A 16,262-nucleotide genomic window follows, 5' to 3' on the forward strand; every position below is an offset into this window, starting at 1 on the left:
GGACAACTGTCCTTGTCAATAATAGTAAACTTATATTTGAACTAGCCGCGCCCTTGCAATTGTTGTAAAATACGCGCGTTTCTAAGCAACCACATGCAACTTTTTTGAGGAAAACCTGTGAGCGAACAAAAACAGTCTCTAAGTTATAAAGACGCGGGCGTAGATATCGATGCCGGTAATGCACTTGTTGAGCGTATTAAAGGCGTAGTTAAAAAAACGCGTCGTCCAGAAGTTATGGGCGGAATCGGTGGTTTTGGCGCACTTTGCGAAATCCCAGCTGGCTATAAACAGCCAGTACTTGTTGCAGGCACAGATGGTGTTGGTACTAAATTACGTTTAGCGATCGACCTTAAAAAGCACGATACTGTTGGTATCGATTTAGTTGCTATGTGTGTAAATGACCTTATCGTTCAAGGTGCTGAGCCGTTATTCTTCTTAGATTACTACGCAACAGGCAAACTTGATGTAGATACTGCAGCAGATGTAGTAACAGGCATCGGTAAAGGCTGTGAGATCTCAGGCTGTGCATTAATTGGTGGTGAGACTGCTGAAATGCCGGGTATGTACGAAGGCGAAGATTACGACATGGCTGGTTTTTGTACTGGCGTAGTTGAAAAAGCAAATATTATCGATGGTACTAAAGTAGCTGCAGGCGATCAGCTTATCGCTCTTGCATCTAGTGGCCCTCATTCAAATGGCTTTTCTTTAATTCGTAAAGTACTTGAAGTATCTAACGCAGATACAAGTGCAGAATTTGAAGGCAAAACATTAGGTGAAACACTACTTGAACCTACACGCATATACGTTAAACCATTGCTTGAGTTATTCAAACAAGTAGACGTACATGCCCTTTCGCATATTACTGGTGGCGGTTTTTGGGAAAATATCCCACGCGTATTACCAGAATCTGCAAAAGCAGTTGTCAAAGGTGATAGCTGGCAGTGGCCTGGTATTTTCAACTGGTTACAAGAAAACGGTAACATCACTACCCATGAAATGTACCGTACATTTAACTGTGGCGTAGGCATGGTATTAGTTGTTCCGGCTGACAAGCTTGAGCAAAGCTTAACGATTTTAAAAGATCTTGGCGAAAACGCATGGCACCTTGGTGAAATCCACGATGCTAAAGAAGGCGAAGAGCAAGTAGAAATCCTAGGCGGCCGTGATTAATGGTCCCTTCTCGTCTAGTAGTCTTAATTTCAGGCAGTGGCTCTAATTTACAAGCCATCATTGACGCCTGTAATAGTGGCGAGATAAACGCAAACATAGCGGCTGTTATTAGCAATAAAGCAGACGCTTATGGCCTTGAGCGAGCGAAACAAGCGGGCATAGCAACAGCTGTGCTTAGCCATAAAGATTTTGACTCGCGCGAAGCCTACGATGCGCAATTAATGAACGTTATAGATACTTTCGCACCAAATCTAGTTGTATTAGCTGGTTTTATGCGTATTCTTACTCCTAGCTTAGTGCAAAAATTTAAAGGAAAAATGTTGAACATTCATCCTTCTTTGTTGCCTAAGTACCAGGGGCTGAATACCCACCAAAGAGCTATTGATGCAAAAGATGACGTTCATGGCGTAAGTGTGCACTTTGTTACTGAAGAATTAGACGGCGGTCCAGTCATTCTTCAAGCCAAAGTTCCAGTGCTAGCAGATGATACTGCTGACACATTAGCAAAACGCGTGCATGCACAAGAGCATATAATCTATCCTTTGGTGGTCAAGTGGTTCAGTGAACAACGACTTACTATGGAAGCAGATTATGCAGTTCTTGACGAAAAACAACTTCCTGCACACGGCGCGCACTACCCAGAATAAAAAACTAAGTGCCTTGCTATTATGTGCGGGCACTTTATTACTTCCTACTAGTTTAATTGCTGGTGACCTTACTCAATATGAAGCAAGTTATGATGTCCTTAGAAAAGGCGAAAATCATGGCAAAGCAATTCGTACTCTCAAAAAACTCGATGATGACACCTATGAAGTCACGTATCACAGTGATATTGAATGGATGATTTTTTCCGATTCACGTAAAGAAACCTCTCGTTTCATTTACGGTAATACGAAAATCACACCGCTCAACTACACGATGGAACGCAAAGGCACAGGGCCTGATAAAGATTACGCTATCGAATTTGATAATGAAAAAAAGATAGTTAACAGCAGTCAAAGCAAATACCCTCTCGATTGCGAATGGACCGATGAATTTCAAGATTCGTTGTCATATCAAGTACAAGTGCGTGAAGAACTAAAAATGGGTAAAACCAGCTTTTCATACCCGCTAATCGATAAAAAAGGCAACCGTAGAGACTACAACTTTGAAGTTGTAGGTAAAGAAACTATTTCATTACCTATCGGCAATATTGAAGCAATTAAAGTGAAACGTTTATACGATAACGATAAACGCCAAGCTCTTGCTTGGTTTGCCCCTGAAATGGATTACATGCTGGTAAGAATGTGGAAAGGCGAAAAAGGTGTAGAACAATTCGAAGTGCAGCTTAAATCGTTTACTGTAACCAGCCCTGTTGCTTTACCTGAAGAAGTAAAAGCGAAATAGCACCAGAGTAAATTTGTTTCTCTATCCAAGATGAAACGCTCAAGTATGATAATTATAACTTGAGCATTTCATCTTATACCCACATGAGTTAAATTCAAACGTTTGAACTGACGGCTAAATTAACTCACCCATTTTGAATAATGCAGACTCACCAGGCTCCATCTTTTGCCACCGCTCATCGTTTGTTAAAGGGCGAGTCGCAATAACTGTCACAACATCATTTGGCGTAGTTTCTTTTTGAAAATCCACCACCATATCGGCATCAATTAACGTAGCCTTTCCAAAGGGTGCACGGCGAGTGATCCAATGTAAATTATTAGTACAATACGCCAGTACATATACACCATCTGTAAGGAGCATATTAAATACCCCTTTTTCACGCAGCGTATGTGCTAGCTCTGCCGCATAGCGAAACACAACGGCCATATTTTCTGGACACTGAGGGTATTTTTCACGAATTTTATCCAATAACCAGCAAAATGCCAGCTCACTGTCGGTATCACCCACAGGACGATAAAAGTCAGGTTTCAAATCATGATAGTTAGAAAGCTGGCCGTTGTGTGCATAGGTGATCTCTCTACCCCACAGTTCACGTGTAAATGGATGCGTATTTTCAAGGCACACTTCGCCCCGGTTACCTTGGCGAATATGACTTATCACCGACACACTTTTGATCGGATACGCTTTAACGAGTTTTGCAATTTCAGATCGATAGCTTGGCTCAGGATCTTTAAACGTACGACATCCCTTCCCTTCGTAAAATGTAATTCCCCACCCATCCCGATGAGGACCTGTATTTCCACCACGCTCTAACAAGCCTGAAAAACTAAAACAAATGTCCGTAGGCACATTTGCCGACATCCCAAGCAACTCACACATAAAATAAATTAACCTTTAAAATTAACTTGTTAATAGCTTATAGATCTAAGCTGTACATCCGATTATTTTAGAAATTAAAAAGTACACTCACAATCGGCTCACACTGTAACACTAAGTATTGTTAAGCATTAGCAAGTGCAAGGCAAGCTTATGTTTGAGGCCTTGAGTTATACTCGTTACAAACATGTGACTAAACTCACATTATTCTCATTTAGCCACTTGATAATTAACTAATCTAACGCTACTCTAACAGAGGTGGTCTGACCTCTATTAAGGATTGAATACATGACACTCATATTTACACTTGGTTTAATCGTGCTGCTTAGCATTGCGAGTTACCACAGAGCGAGCTGGAATACTGCCCTTGGCGTTTCTATCGCAACACTTGTCATTGGTACCTTTGCAGGTGCGTTTGGCGCAATTAGCTGGTTGATCTTTTTGATCATAGCAGTGCCATTATCTGTTACTGGCATTCGTCAGCAATATATTATTAAACCTGTTTTTGCCATGTTCAAAAAAGTAACCCCTACAATGTCTGAAACTGAAAAGTCAGCCATTGATGCAGGTACTACATGGTGGGAAGCCGATCTTTTTTGCGGTCGCCCAGACTGGGATAAGTTACACCAATATCCAATGCCAAAACTAACTATCGAAGAGCAAGCCTTTATCGATGGCCCAGTTGAAGTGGTATGTGGCATGTTGGACGATTGGGAAGCAACTCATGAGTTAACCGACTTACCGCAAGATGTATGGCAATACCTTAAAGATAATAAATTCTTTGCCATGATCATCAAAAAAGAATATGGCGGTTTACAATTTTCTGCATTTGCACAGTCATGTGTATTACAAAAGCTAACCAGTAAATCGACTCTACTTTCGTCTATTGTTGGTGTCCCTAATTCATTAGGCCCAGGCGAGTTATTACAGCACTATGGTACAAAAGAACAAAAAGATCATTACTTACCACGTCTTGCAAGTGGTAAAGAGATCCCATGTTTTGCCCTAACGTCACCAGAAGCCGGCTCTGATGCCAGTGCAATTCCAGATTATGGCGTTGTCTGTAAAGGTATGTGGGAAGGCGAGGAAGTCATTGGCTTGAGCTTAACGTGGAATAAACGTTATATCACCCTTGCGCCTGTTGCGACAGTACTTGGGCTTGCATTTAAAATGCAAGATCCCGACGGTTTATTAGGCGACACTAAAGATTTAGGCATTACCTGTGCATTGATCCCAACGGATATGCCGGGTGTTGAAATTGGCCGTCGCCACTTTCCACTGAACGTGCCGTTTCAAAATGGCCCGACTCAAGGCAAAGACATTTTTGTACCGCTTGATTACATTATTGGTGGCCCAGAAATGGCAGGCCAAGGCTGGCGTATGCTCGTTGAGTGTTTATCGGTTGGCCGTGCAATTACATTACCATCAAACTCAACCGGTGGTATTAAAACAATTGCGCTTGCCAGTGGCGCTTATAGTCGTATTCGTCGTCAATTCCGTTTACCTATTGGCCAAATGGAAGGTGTTGAAGAGTCACTTGCTAAACTTGCAGGATATGCGTACAGCTCCGATGCTGCCGTTAGCATGTCTACCGGTGCTGTTGATTTAGGTGAAAAACCATCGGTTGTATCTGCAATCATTAAATATCATTTAACCGAACAAATGCGTGACTCTACCAACTATGCGATGGATGTTCACGGCGGTAAAGGTATTATGCTTGGGCCAAATAACTATTTAGGTCGTGGCTATCAAGGTGCACCGATTGCCATTACCGTTGAAGGTGCAAATATCTTGACCCGTAATATGATTATTTATGGTCAAGGGGCTATCCGCTGTCACCCATTTGTTCTGACTGAATTGGGGGCCTGCGCAATTGAAGATCGTGAAGAAGCACTTGCGGTATTTGATAAAGCATTAATGGGTCATATTGGCTTTACACTGTCTAACCTAGTACGTACTAAGTGGATGACCTTTACTGGTGCACGCTTTGCAACTACACCATTTAAAGACGAAACAGCTGAGTTTTATCGTACCGCGTCACGCTTTAGTGCATCACTTGCACTAATGTCTGATATCAGTATGGCTGTATTTGGTGGCTCATTAAAACGTAAAGAACGTATCTCTGCTCGTTTAGGTGATTTACTTAGTTACTTATATTTAGTGTCTGCAACGCTTAAACGTTATAACGACGAAGGCCGTAAAAAAGAAGACTTACCGCTTGTACAATGGAGCTGTCAAGATCATCTTTACCACTGCCAACGTGCGCTGGCTGATTTAATTAATAACATGCCATCTGCCCCGCTACGCGCGGCACTTAAGCTTCTGTTATTCCCGTTTGGTCGCCCGGTTCGTAAACCTACCGACAAACTGGAGCATAAATTGGCACAAATACTCCAAGTACCAAGCGAAACGCGTAATCGTTTAGCAAGCTACGTATACTTGAAAAATGAGCCGCTTAACTTAGTAGGGCGTCAAGAACAAACGCTTAAAGACGTACTTGCAGTTGAGCCATTATTTGACAAAGTATGCCGTGAAAAAGGCCTTAAACTGCCATTCTTCCAACTTGATAAAGTTGCACAAATGGGACTTGAAGCCGGTATTTTAACGCAAGCCGAAGCTGACAAGCTGGCAAGCGTTGAAAAAGCGCGCTTAGATGTTATTAACGTTGATGACTTTGACCCTGCTGATTTACTTGCAGGTAAAGCGGCACGTAACAGTGCCGCTAAAAAAGCAGATGCTGCTTAACCTTTTAAATTAAAAAGCAAGTAGTAACGCAGTTACACATATCCAAACCAGCGCATAATGCGCTGGTTTTTTTTTCGCTGCAAAGAGCTGCAAGCCACACCATATTAAACTCATAATCAGCAATACATAATTTTCTTGCTTAAATAAAGCCATAAACCCAGCCAGCGCTATGCTAAAAAATATCATGCTAGGAACGAACTGACTTATAAAGAAACGCCTTGCTTGGTTATTCGCTTTAAAAAATAGCTGGTACTTTTCATGCAGTTTACCGCAATCAAATTGCAAAGAACTGGTAAATAACACAATAAAAGCCAGAGCTAGAATAGTGAATATCTCCGCTAAATCAGGCCGCTCATGCAATAATGTACTTGATGCCATAAATACACACAGTAAAAGCGCACATCGCCATACTAAAACCCATGTATGGTTAACAAAGAACATCACCCAAAAGCTCAGTAATGAACTGACAGATAACCGAGCTCCTAGCGCTACCTGAGGGATAAATAAACTCAACGTAAATAGTAAAACAAACCCGAGATGATAAATCAGTGGCTGTATTTCAACAGGAACACATACTAAAATAGCACTCAATAAAAAACCGATCGTCAATGCCCGAGAGTTATATAAGCATAAAATCCCTAAACCAAATTGTAGCGACATAAACAGTATGAAGTGCGGGGCTTTTAACCACTGTGTAAGGGTTAAATCAAACGCAATAACCGCGCTTGCTACCAACCACCCATTACTTAATAGTAATAACTTAATATCCATTAACTTAAGCCAGCCAGACTTTACAATCGTTCGCTGAAATAGCCGTTGTTGACTATTTTTAATAGCGGATTTCATCGCACTAAGCATCACACTTTGCAATAGTAAGTACAGCCACGCCATTTGTGCACCGTGTTGCGGCGCATCAGCACTGTCGATGATTTTGCCCAGTCCTAAAAATAGTAGCAGTATCATGCCAAGCATGGCCGATCCTAACACCACAAAAAATAATAAGCCAAAATTTTTAAGTTGCACTAACAATTGCGCAAGTTCATTTTTATAGGCCTGATAGCGATAATCCATAAATGCGTGATATTGAGTAATTGTTTGCTTAATAGTTATGCTACTCATAAAGACATACACTCAAAGCCATGTTCGATAAACACTTCGGGTTCATGGCAGGTAATGATTATTTGCCCATCTGGTTTATCGAGTAAATAATCATCAAGTAAAGTTAATAAATAATGGATACTTGTTTGGTCAAGCGCTGCACTGGGCTCATCGAGTAATAAATAAGGTGCGCCACGCATTAAAGCCAATATCAACTGACATTTTTTTTGATTACCCGATGACAACACATCAAAGCGAGTATTTAAAAATTCATTGAAGTTAAAACCGCTAATAAGTGCTGAAGGCCAATCACACCTCAGTGCACTCACAGATAAATTAATAATCTGTTTAGCTGTTAAAAAGTCAGGTAACGCAATTCTGTCACTGGCGATCGCAACCTGATTATGAGGGTCATTGAGCGTATTTCCGGAAAATAAAAACTCACCACTTTGCCTGCCTTCAAGCCCCGCTAACATCATCAGTAGCGTGGTTTTACCTTGTCCATTAGGTGCTTCAATACACACTCGTGGGGCTGTAAATGTAATGCTGTAGTCACTATATAGCGCGTTGGTTGTAAATTGTTTATTTAAGCCAATGACTTCAATCATAAATAGTTCCTTTTGTATGAGTAAGCATTATATCGCTAGCCGTATTTAAAACGATACAACCTTTGTAACACTTTGTTGCAGTTAACAATCATTAATCACTTGCGTTTAAAAAGTGTTCAGGTAAGACTAAAAACGTCATAACAATAAATCAAGGAATGTAACCATGAAACAATCTTTAAAATTCGCAACGGTTGCCTGTGCAATAACACTTGCATTGGGCGGGTGTAGTCAATCGACTCCATCAAATAGCGCCGTAAGTACACAAGCTCCGCAAGTTCAATCTATTAAAACGTATAATGCTGACTCTTTTTTTGATACGACTTCAATCAGGGGCAATAGTTTTTCCTCAACAGGCGACAAAATTTTAGTTAGTAGTGATGAAAGTGGTATTTATAGCCTATACGAAGTAAACGCTACAACTGGCGATAAAACCCGTTTAACTAATTTTGAAGACAGCACCTACCCTGTGCGTTACTTCCCAAATGATGATCGGGTATTGTTTACCAAAGATTCAGGCGGTAACGAACGCTACCACGTGTACGTACGCGAAGCTGATGGCACAGTCAAAGATTTAACGCCAGGGGATGAAACCCGCGCAAGTTTTGCAGGTTTTACTAAAGATGGCAGCCAATTTTTTATCACCAGTAATAAACGCGACGCGAAGTTTATGGACTTGTACCGCGTTGATAGCAAAACATATAAAATAACGCCTGTTTATCAAAACACATTAGGCCTAAACGTAGGTGCAATTAGCCCCGACGGTCGCTATATCGCTTTATCTAAAAGTAATACCAATAAAGACAGCGATACCTTTATTCTTGATACCTATAAAAAATCACTCAAACCGCAATTAATTTCAAAGCATGACACACCAGCACAGTACAGCCCTGACACCTTCTCTGTTGACAGCAAATATTTATATTACTCAACAGACGCTAAAGGTGAGTTTTCACAGGTATGGCGTTATGACTTAGCCACCGGTGAACATAGCGCTGCATTAAAAGATGATTGGGATGTGAGTTTTATTTACTTCTCTAAATCAGGCCGTTATCAAGTAAGTGGTGTAAATGCTGATGCGAGCACCAAAGTAACCGTGATCGATACCCAAACAGGCAAAGAAATTGCGATGCCGACATTACCCGCAGGCAACTTACGCAGCGTTAACTTCTCAAGCGATGAAAAAACGATGGCGTTTTATCTAAACTCAGATACGTCGCCAAGTAATTTATTTGTGTGGCAAGTTGGCAGCAATCAAGCAAAACAGCTTACAAATACACTAAGTAAAGAAATTAACCAAAACGACTTAGTTGAAAGCACAATCGTTCGCTTTAAAAGTTTTGATGGCCTTGAAATACCTGGCGTTTTATACAAACCAAAACAAGCAAGCAGCACAAATAAAGTTCCTGCGCTTATTTGGGTGCACGGCGGACCAGGTGGGCAAAGCCGCACCGGTTACAGTGCCATGCAGCAACATTTAGTGAATCACGGTTACGCCATTTTTGCCGTTAATAACCGTGGCAGCTCAGGCTATGGTAAAACATTTTTCCACCTAGATGATAAAAAACACGGCACCGACGACTTACAAGATATTGTATTTGGTAAGCAGCACTTACAAGGTCTGGATTGGGTTGATGCTGATAGAATCGGTATTATGGGCGGCAGCTATGGCGGCTTTATGACCGCAGCAGCACTGGCTTTTGAACCGGAAGAATTTAAAGTCGGCATTAATATTTTTGGCGTTACAAACTGGGTACGTACCCTAAATTCTATTCCGCCTTGGTGGGAAAGCTTTAAAAAATCACTGTACGATGAAATGGGCGATCCAGCGACTGACGGTGAACGTCATCGTGCTATTTCGCCATTATTTCACGCTAAGAATATCACCAAACCATTAATGGTTATTCAAGGTGCGAACGATCCTCGCGTTTTACAAGTAGAAAGTGATGAACTGGTTGCTGCGGTAAAAGCCAATGGCGTACCCGTAGAATATGTGTTGTTTGATGATGAAGGCCATGGTTTTAGTAAAAAAGAAAACCGTATTACGGCTTCTAACGCTTACTTAAACTTTTTAGATACCTATTTAAAATAGCCCGTTAGCCCATACAAGTATGGGCTAAATTTAAGATAAAGGCTGTGTGCTTGTTAGCATGCAGCTTTTTTATTGGTGGCGTGTTAACTTTGGCTCAAATACTGCCAGTGCTATACCAAACAATGCTGCGAATAGTCCAATAAACTCAAGCCAGTTATTGCCATAATGGGGAATAGGCTGCAATTTACTTTTAAAAGTATATACTCGCGTCCCACCGTCCACATTTTCAGAGAATGATCCACCTTTATACACAGAGATAAACTGACTCAATTCAACACGTCTTGCTATCATCTCTCTGCGCTTTTCATCAACTTTAGTTTTATCTACAATAAGCGTTCGCCAATGATTAAAAATTTCTAATGGCTCATTCGGTTTAATAACACCAATAGATTGATATTCATAAAACTGTTCATTAAACACGTAGTTTTTATGCCCTGCATAAAACAACGCACAGCCAAACGATATTAAAAACATAGCACAATAAATAAATTTCCGTTGTTTGACCGCAGTATTAATGGCTTGACTTTTAATCCACTGCTCCACATCTGGTATTTGAATTAACCTTACTTTGTCATCACTGGTCATAAGCGGTTTCATAAACTCATCGATAGACATATCTAATGCTCGAAGCAAAGATCTAAATATTTCATTAGAAGGAATGGATTTATCATTTTCAAGCTTTGATAGATAACTTTGCTCTATACCCATTTGCTGGGCAAATTCAGGTTGGCTCAATTTTTTATTATTTCTTAACTGCTTTAGTTGTTGACCTAATGTGCTCATCTTAGTGCTTCCTTTTTAAAGTGAGACTAGATTCTTAGCTATTCATACAGATATAAGAAGCTGAATAATTAAGAATAATAAGGAATATTAACAGGTTAGTATAAAAGAGTCGATCTGATAGCTGATAGCTGATAGCTGATAGCTGATAGCTGATAGCTGATAGCTGATAGCTGATAGCTGATAGCTGATAGCTGATAGCTGATAGCTGATAGCTGATAGCTGATAGCTGATAGCTGATAGCCAAAGTATGTTTTATTAAAAGATTTATACAAGGATTTTATAAACTTGTTATTGAGGAAATAACAAGTGGCGGAGTGGACGGGACTCGAACCCGCGACCCCCGGCGTGACAGGCCGGTATTCTAACCAACTGAACTACCACTCCGCAGTGGTATGTGCATGGGGTAATGCACTTACTAATTTTAATCATGATATCAAATGGCGGAGTGGACGGGACTCGAACCCGCGACCCCCGGCGTGACAGGCCGGTATTCTAACCAACTGAACTACCACTCCGCAGAGATATCATTATACTTGTTATTACTTAATTTGTTGGCGGAGTGGACGGGACTCGAACCCGCGACCCCCGGCGTGACAGGCCGGTATTCTAACCAACTGAACTACCACTCCAGCATACAAATTTTGTAATATAACAGCGTTTAAATAGTTGGCGGAGTGGACGGGACTCGAACCCGCGACCCCCGGCGTGACAGGCCGGTATTCTAACCAACTGAACTACCACTCCAGCGCATATTTAAACTGTTATTTTTCTTATTGGCGGAGTGGACGGGACTCGAACCCGCGACCCCCGGCGTGACAGGCCGGTATTCTAACCAACTGAACTACCACTCCATAATAAGAATATGTTTTACAACCATATGTTGTGTAAGCGTTGGCGGAGTGGACGGGACTCGAACCCGCGACCCCCGGCGTGACAGGCCGGTATTCTAACCAACTGAACTACCACTCCAGCTTTACTTACAAGTTTTCGAAAATTGGCGGAGTGGACGGGACTCGAACCCGCGACCCCCGGCGTGACAGGCCGGTATTCTAACCAACTGAACTACCACTCCTTATTTTCGTTGCTGTCTAGGTCTCCCTTGGCAGCGGCGTGAATAATACGAACCAACACCTATTTCGTCAAGGGCTTTTTTGTTTTTTTACAGCCTTTTTAGTCATCCGACATCGAAAGGTTTAAAATTTCACCTGATTTGTCATTTTTTGAACCATTTTCACCAACTTCTTTTTTTTCATTACTTTGCGGCGTTGGATCCACTGCTGATTTTTTCTTCAAAAACGGTAAATTGATTTTTGGCAAAATTGATTTTTTCTGTACAAATACACGAATTGCTAACCCGCCTAGTAATAAAACCAGTAAATTCCCGCCAATAATTAAACTAATTAGCGTCATAGTCGACATTGCTTCGGCTTCTTTTGCCGCTTTTTCGATTTCTTGTAGCTGGGCTGCTGTCATAACCGGCTTTTCAATTTCTGGTACGGCTTCAATTGGTCGCTCTATTTCAAATTTATATGTAGGTAGAGTCGCCATAAATTCTCGGCCATTAATATTTGTACCAAAAACAGAAAGCTCAATACTGTATCGCCCCCAGTCATAATTTTTTATTGCAAGCTCTCGTGTTAATGTTTTATTGGCATCAAGCGTGAACATTTGCTCTTCATTATTGGGGTAATAAATTTTCCCTTGGATCAACACCGTCTCTGGTTGCACTATTTGGTTATCAAGGGTAATTGTTAATTGATGTTCTTGCAGATCATCTTCAGCTAACGCGATTGTATAGTTAAAAGGTGGCTCTTTTACTTCTATCATATCTTGTACAACGGTGCGTTTTAATAATGGGGTTTCAATATACAGCTCGGGTTGCCATTGCCCTGCTGGAAATACTAATTTGAATTCGCCAGTAAAAATACCATCTTTAGGGCGTTCGTCAAAACCACGCCCGTCATCTTTAAATTCTGCAACAGCTTGTGTTCCGGCACCAAAATTTGCGTAATCACTATTATTAGTACTTATAAAGTCTACATGTAAACTAACCACATCACGAAACAGGCCAACTTTAATAGGTTCACCATCATTGAGAACCTTTCCTGTGACTTTGACTGTTTCACCACGAAACAACAGCGACGGTAATGGATCAACCTGCAACTCAATTTCACCGAGCACCACTATACGGCTATTAGGTAAAATACTGCCAACCACTTGCCAAGGCCCAGCCATTGGCTTCTTAATCGTGATCAAATCATAGCTAAGTTCATCAAACCATTCTAGGTTTGCGTCATTGCGCGGCGACGTTGAATAGTATTTACTACCATCGGGTCTAACTAGTACAACAGCAGGTGAACCGGGCTTACGAAAAAACAATAATGTTATTTCATCAATTTTGTGATCAATGCGAAAACGATTTTCAAGCAATGGAATTTCATTTTGCTGCCCATCGCGCTGTAATAGCGTAATTTTATCTTCGCTTGTTGCATTACCAGTGTTCGGTAGCATGAATGCTAAACACACAGCTAACAGTATACTTCTCATGTTTTGCCTTATTCGGCGCGCCATACGCATTGGCCGCCAGCTTTATTGACTATATCTAGTCGCTCGTTATGAGCGAGCTGCTCATCGTGGGTCGCGTGTAATACAACTAAAGGGGCTCGGTTTGGGTCTAAGCGACGAATTTCTTTTTGCTGCTGTTCGCTGCCCTGATTTTTATTTTGATTTAGGTTGAGCTTTACTTGCCCACCCGTCATCGCTAAATAAACATCCGCTAAGATCTCAGAATCCAGTAGCGCGCCGTGTAACGTACGCTTAGCGTTATCGACATCATAACGACGACATAACGCATCTAGGTTATTCTTCTGTCCTGGATGCAAGTCACGCGCCATTTTGAGGGTGTCGAGAACTTGGCAGTAATCATGGGTTTTTTGATAGCCCTGATTAAGCAAGGCAAATTCATTATCCATATGACCAACATCGAACGGTGCATTATGGATAACTAGCTCAGCCCCTTTAATATAGTCTAAAAATTCTTGAGCTATTTGATGAAACAACGGTTTATCGCGTAAAAACTCATTGGTGATACCGTGAACATCAATAGCTTCTTCTTCACTTTTTCGCTGTGGGTTAATATATACATGAAAGTTATTCCCCGTAAGGCGGCGATTCACTAATTCCACGCACCCTATTTCTATAATGCGGTGCCCTTGTTTAGGGTCGATGCCGGTGGTTTCTGTATCTAAAACTATTTGTCTACGTGCCATATCGAATTTAGCCTGACTCTGGTATCTTTCTATAATCACTTTATTGTACATAAGATCAAGGGAAAACAGTGCAAAAAACCGTAGAGATTTACACCGATGGCTCATGTTTAGGTAATCCGGGCCCCGGCGGTTATGGTATTTTTATGTTTTATAATGACCACGAAAAAAAATTAAGCCAAGGCTACACCCTCACGACCAATAATCGCATGGAAATGCTGGCAGCCATTGTTGCACTTGAAAGTCTAAACCGCCCTTGCGATATAAATCTTACTACCGATAGCCAATACGTAAAGCAAGGTATTGAGTCATGGGTTGCAAACTGGAAAAAGCGTGGCTGGAAAACTGCCGCCAAAAAGCCGGTGAAAAATGTTGATTTATGGAAACGTCTTGATGAGGCCTGTGCCCGCCATAACGTTACGTGGAAGTGGGTAAAAGGCCATAGTGGCAATAAATACAATGAAATTGTTGATGATTTAGCCCGTGATGCCGCAGGCAGCAAAGATTTATTGGTCGATGAAGGTTATAACCCTGAATAATACCAGGTGGTAATTCATCGCACACTATTTTACAACTTGGTTATATGATATAAGATTTAGATATATCATATAGTGGAGTTGTAAAATGTCTATCTCAGTCGAGTCTTTTTTTCATCAACAAAGTGCTACATTTACGTATTTAGTCTATTGCCTAACGACTAAAACAGCCATGTTGATCGATGCCCCCGCTGATTTTGACGCGGCGAACGGTACATTAAGCTTTGAAACTGCTGATGACATCATTGCTCACATCAACCGTAAGCAACTGACATTAGAATGGATATTAGAAACACACGCTCATGCTGATCATATTACTGCTGCAAGTTACATAAAACAGCAGTTAGGTGCATATAATCCCTGTAAATTGGCTACCGGTAAAAATATAGTCCAAGTACAAGCTCACTTTAGCCGCCTTTACAATATTGATATGCCATGCGATGGAGTCCCTTTTAACTTACTTTTTAGTGATAACGACTGCTTTACGCTGGGCGAGCATACTGTGCAAGTACTAGCAACACCTGGTCACACACCTGATAGCGTCAGCTTTTTTATTGCCGGTAATTTATTTGTAGGCGATACCTTTTTTATGCCAGATAGTGGCACGGCGCGATGTGATTTCCCTGGTGGCAGTGCTGAGCAACTATATCAGTCGTTGCAACGCATTTTAGCTTTACCAAATGAAACGATTTTATGGATGTGCCATGACTACCAACCTAATGGCCGCGCACTTGCTAATAAAACATCTGTAAAAGAGCAACGTATTAGCAATATACACTTACAAACCACCGAACAGGATTATATTGCAACGCGTAATAACCGTGATGCAACACTCAGCGCGCCAAAATTACTACATCCGGCAATACAAATGAATATTCGCGCAGGCCAGTTGCCGCAACCTCAACAAAATAGGCAACGATATTTAACGATCCCGCTCACGGTGCTGCTTTGAGGTTTGGCGAAGGCCCACTCCTTTTACAGGTGAAAACTGTGGCCGTGCATGCCATTTAGGTTTTATCGGGGTCAGTGGTGTAACACGTTTGCGTGCTACGATCATATAAACACTCCCCATTGGCTTTAGGTATTGTTTTGTAAAGCGTCGCCATGGTGCAAACCGAGACAACCGATTACCACGCGCCAGTGAAGAATAAATAAAACGCTCATCGCTGACAATTTCAAATCCCAGTAGATTAAGCCAATCTTTTACCCGTGCAGGTGTAAAAAAGCGCCCAGTCCATGGCAATTTTTGGCCACTAAAAGGTAATAACTGCGCAAGCCCACATAAACTAAATGGGTTAAAGCCGGTGATAACCATATAACCACCAGGGATCAAGGTACGATGTGCTTCGCGTAATATATGGTGTGGATCTGAATGATATTCTAAGCAATGGCTTAAAATACATGCATCAACGCTGTGCTCATAAAATGGCAGTTCATCTATATCAGCAACCACCCCTGTAAATGGTCCAGATTCAGCGACGCAAACTTGGTGTTTAATAGTGCTTTCACTGGTATTGAGTTCACCACTTAAATTACCAAGCTTGAGCATGTGATAGCCAAACATACGCGGCAACCACTTCCCCATTTTTCGCTCTATATCGCAACGTAAGTAGTCACCATGAGGAAACTCTTGCCACGACAGTGGTTTGGGTCCTTCTTGAAAACTAAGGGCTGGTTTCATGCGCTAAGCTCGTTATAATGTTTA

General features: G+C 41.4%; 14 protein-coding genes and 7 tRNA genes. 7 read left to right on the forward strand and 14 right to left on the reverse strand.

Features of this window, described 5'->3' with window-relative positions:
- The first annotated feature begins 117 nt into the window (after positions 1-117).
- The 3 genes from purM to HJP15_RS07820 are packed head-to-tail and all read left to right on the forward strand — an operon-like array spanning position 118 to position 2,556.
- A complete protein-coding gene (purM, locus tag HJP15_RS07810; protein ID WP_054205628.1) occupies positions 118-1,170 on the forward strand; it encodes a phosphoribosylformylglycinamidine cyclo-ligase in 1,053 nt (350 codons plus the stop codon).
- Positions 1,170-1,817: a phosphoribosylglycinamide formyltransferase gene (gene purN / locus HJP15_RS07815; RefSeq protein ID WP_054454225.1), complete on the forward strand. Its 648-nt coding sequence runs from the start codon at positions 1,170-1,172 to the stop codon at positions 1,815-1,817. Before purM ends, purN begins: the two co-directional genes overlap by 1 nt.
- Positions 1,771-2,556 carry a DUF3108 domain-containing protein gene (locus HJP15_RS07820; protein WP_405632573.1) on the forward strand — a complete coding sequence of 262 codons (786 nt, stop codon included), beginning with the start codon at positions 1,771-1,773 and terminating at the stop codon, positions 2,554-2,556. The genes purN and HJP15_RS07820 overlap by 47 nt, the downstream gene beginning before the upstream one ends.
- A 114-nt stretch (positions 2,557-2,670) precedes the next feature.
- Here HJP15_RS07820 and HJP15_RS07825 read toward each other — a convergent pair whose 3' ends face one another.
- Positions 2,671-3,435: a class II glutamine amidotransferase gene (locus HJP15_RS07825; RefSeq protein WP_054205625.1), complete on the reverse strand. Its 765-nt coding sequence runs from the start codon at positions 3,433-3,435 to the stop codon at positions 2,671-2,673.
- 285 nt (positions 3,436-3,720) lie between these two features.
- Here HJP15_RS07825 and fadE point away from each other — a divergent pair, with 285 nt between their 5' ends.
- A complete protein-coding gene (gene fadE, locus HJP15_RS07830; RefSeq protein WP_054454223.1) occupies positions 3,721-6,177 on the forward strand; it encodes an acyl-CoA dehydrogenase FadE in 2,457 nt (818 codons plus the stop codon).
- 9 nt (positions 6,178-6,186) lie between these two features.
- Here fadE and HJP15_RS07835 read toward each other — a convergent pair whose 3' ends face one another.
- Both HJP15_RS07835 and HJP15_RS07840 read right to left on the reverse strand, forming a co-directional pair.
- Complete coding sequence (locus tag HJP15_RS07835; protein ID WP_054205623.1) at positions 6,187-7,296, reverse strand: DUF6136 family protein; 1,110 nt, start codon at positions 7,294-7,296, stop codon at positions 6,187-6,189.
- Positions 7,293-7,883, reverse strand: a complete 591-nt coding sequence (locus HJP15_RS07840; RefSeq protein WP_054205622.1) for an ATP-binding cassette domain-containing protein — start codon at positions 7,881-7,883, stop codon at positions 7,293-7,295. The genes HJP15_RS07835 and HJP15_RS07840 overlap by 4 nt, the downstream gene beginning before the upstream one ends.
- Positions 7,884-8,046: 163 nt before the next feature.
- Between HJP15_RS07840 and HJP15_RS07845 the strand changes: the two genes are divergently transcribed.
- Positions 8,047-9,972, forward strand: a complete 1,926-nt coding sequence (locus tag HJP15_RS07845; protein WP_170173434.1) for a S9 family peptidase — start codon at positions 8,047-8,049, stop codon at positions 9,970-9,972.
- A 69-nt stretch (positions 9,973-10,041) separates the two neighbouring features.
- Here HJP15_RS07845 and HJP15_RS07850 read toward each other — a convergent pair whose 3' ends face one another.
- The 10 genes from HJP15_RS07850 to dnaQ all read right to left on the reverse strand — a co-directional run bounded on the left by HJP15_RS07850 (position 10,042) and on the right by dnaQ (position 14,024).
- Positions 10,042-10,755: a helix-turn-helix domain-containing protein gene (locus HJP15_RS07850; protein ID WP_170173435.1), complete on the reverse strand. Its 714-nt coding sequence runs from the start codon at positions 10,753-10,755 to the stop codon at positions 10,042-10,044.
- 307 nt (positions 10,756-11,062) lie between these two features.
- Positions 11,063-11,139 (reverse strand) — tRNA-Asp (locus tag HJP15_RS07855).
- Positions 11,140-11,193: 54 nt separating this feature from the next.
- Positions 11,194-11,270, reverse strand: a tRNA-Asp gene (locus tag HJP15_RS07860).
- A gap of 37 nt (positions 11,271-11,307) precedes the next feature.
- Positions 11,308-11,384 (reverse strand) — tRNA-Asp (locus HJP15_RS07865).
- 38 nt (positions 11,385-11,422) lie between these two features.
- A tRNA-Asp gene (locus HJP15_RS07870) sits at positions 11,423-11,499 on the reverse strand.
- 30 nt (positions 11,500-11,529) lie between these two features.
- Positions 11,530-11,606 (reverse strand) — tRNA-Asp (locus HJP15_RS07875).
- 41 nt (positions 11,607-11,647) lie between these two features.
- Positions 11,648-11,724, reverse strand: a tRNA-Asp gene (locus HJP15_RS07880).
- A 26-nt stretch (positions 11,725-11,750) separates the two neighbouring features.
- A tRNA-Asp gene (locus HJP15_RS07885) sits at positions 11,751-11,827 on the reverse strand.
- Between the two features lie 98 nt (positions 11,828-11,925).
- Positions 11,926-13,302: a TIGR03503 family protein gene (locus HJP15_RS07890; RefSeq protein ID WP_170173436.1), complete on the reverse strand. Its 1,377-nt coding sequence runs from the start codon at positions 13,300-13,302 to the stop codon at positions 11,926-11,928.
- Between the two features lie 8 nt (positions 13,303-13,310).
- The gene (gene dnaQ, locus HJP15_RS07895; protein ID WP_054205437.1) at positions 13,311-14,024 is read right to left on the reverse strand and encodes a DNA polymerase III subunit epsilon; all 714 of its coding nucleotides are present in this window, start codon (positions 14,022-14,024) and stop codon (positions 13,311-13,313) included.
- Positions 14,025-14,092: 68 nt separating this feature from the next.
- On the opposite strand from dnaQ, the gene rnhA reads away from it, so the two are divergent.
- Positions 14,093-14,560, forward strand: a complete 468-nt coding sequence (gene rnhA, locus HJP15_RS07900; protein WP_054205438.1) for a ribonuclease HI — start codon at positions 14,093-14,095, stop codon at positions 14,558-14,560.
- Positions 14,561-14,645: 85 nt separating this feature from the next.
- Positions 14,646-15,509: an MBL fold metallo-hydrolase gene (locus tag HJP15_RS07905; protein ID WP_170173437.1), complete on the forward strand. Its 864-nt coding sequence runs from the start codon at positions 14,646-14,648 to the stop codon at positions 15,507-15,509.
- On the opposite strand, the gene HJP15_RS07910 is transcribed toward HJP15_RS07905, so the two are convergent.
- Entirely contained in the window at positions 15,480-16,238 is a 759-nt protein-coding gene (locus HJP15_RS07910; RefSeq protein ID WP_170173438.1) for a class I SAM-dependent methyltransferase, read from the reverse strand. The genes HJP15_RS07905 and HJP15_RS07910 overlap by 30 nt on opposite strands.
- Between the last annotated feature and the right edge of the window lie 24 nt (positions 16,239-16,262).

Origin of the sequence: Pseudoalteromonas sp. NEC-BIFX-2020_002 (assembly GCF_013002825.1) — a bacterium.
Lineage (GTDB): Bacteria > Pseudomonadota > Gammaproteobacteria > Enterobacterales > Alteromonadaceae > Pseudoalteromonas > Pseudoalteromonas neustonica.

Bases quoted from the DNA above. Each gene is read 5' to 3' on its own strand.
- purN (WP_054454225.1), top strand. From the start codon at position 1,170: ATGGTCCCTTCTCGTCTAGTAGTCTTAATTTCAGGCAGTGGCTCTAAT.
- HJP15_RS07825 (WP_054205625.1), bottom strand. From the start codon at position 3,435: ATGTGTGAGTTGCTTGGGATGTCGGCAAATGTGCCTACGGACATTTGT.
- fadE (WP_054454223.1), top strand. From the start codon at position 3,721: ATGACACTCATATTTACACTTGGTTTAATCGTGCTGCTTAGCATTGCG.
- HJP15_RS07835 (WP_054205623.1), bottom strand. From the start codon at position 7,296: ATGAGTAGCATAACTATTAAGCAAACAATTACTCAATATCACGCATTT.
- HJP15_RS07840 (WP_054205622.1), bottom strand. From the start codon at position 7,883: ATGATTGAAGTCATTGGCTTAAATAAACAATTTACAACCAACGCGCTA.
- HJP15_RS07845 (WP_170173434.1), top strand. From the start codon at position 8,047: ATGAAACAATCTTTAAAATTCGCAACGGTTGCCTGTGCAATAACACTT.
- HJP15_RS07850 (WP_170173435.1), bottom strand. From the start codon at position 10,755: ATGAGCACATTAGGTCAACAACTAAAGCAGTTAAGAAATAATAAAAAA.
- HJP15_RS07890 (WP_170173436.1), bottom strand. From the start codon at position 13,302: ATGAGAAGTATACTGTTAGCTGTGTGTTTAGCATTCATGCTACCGAAC.
- dnaQ (WP_054205437.1), bottom strand. From the start codon at position 14,024: ATGGCACGTAGACAAATAGTTTTAGATACAGAAACCACCGGCATCGAC.
- HJP15_RS07905 (WP_170173437.1), top strand. From the start codon at position 14,646: ATGTCTATCTCAGTCGAGTCTTTTTTTCATCAACAAAGTGCTACATTT.
- HJP15_RS07910 (WP_170173438.1), bottom strand. From the start codon at position 16,238: ATGAAACCAGCCCTTAGTTTTCAAGAAGGACCCAAACCACTGTCGTGG.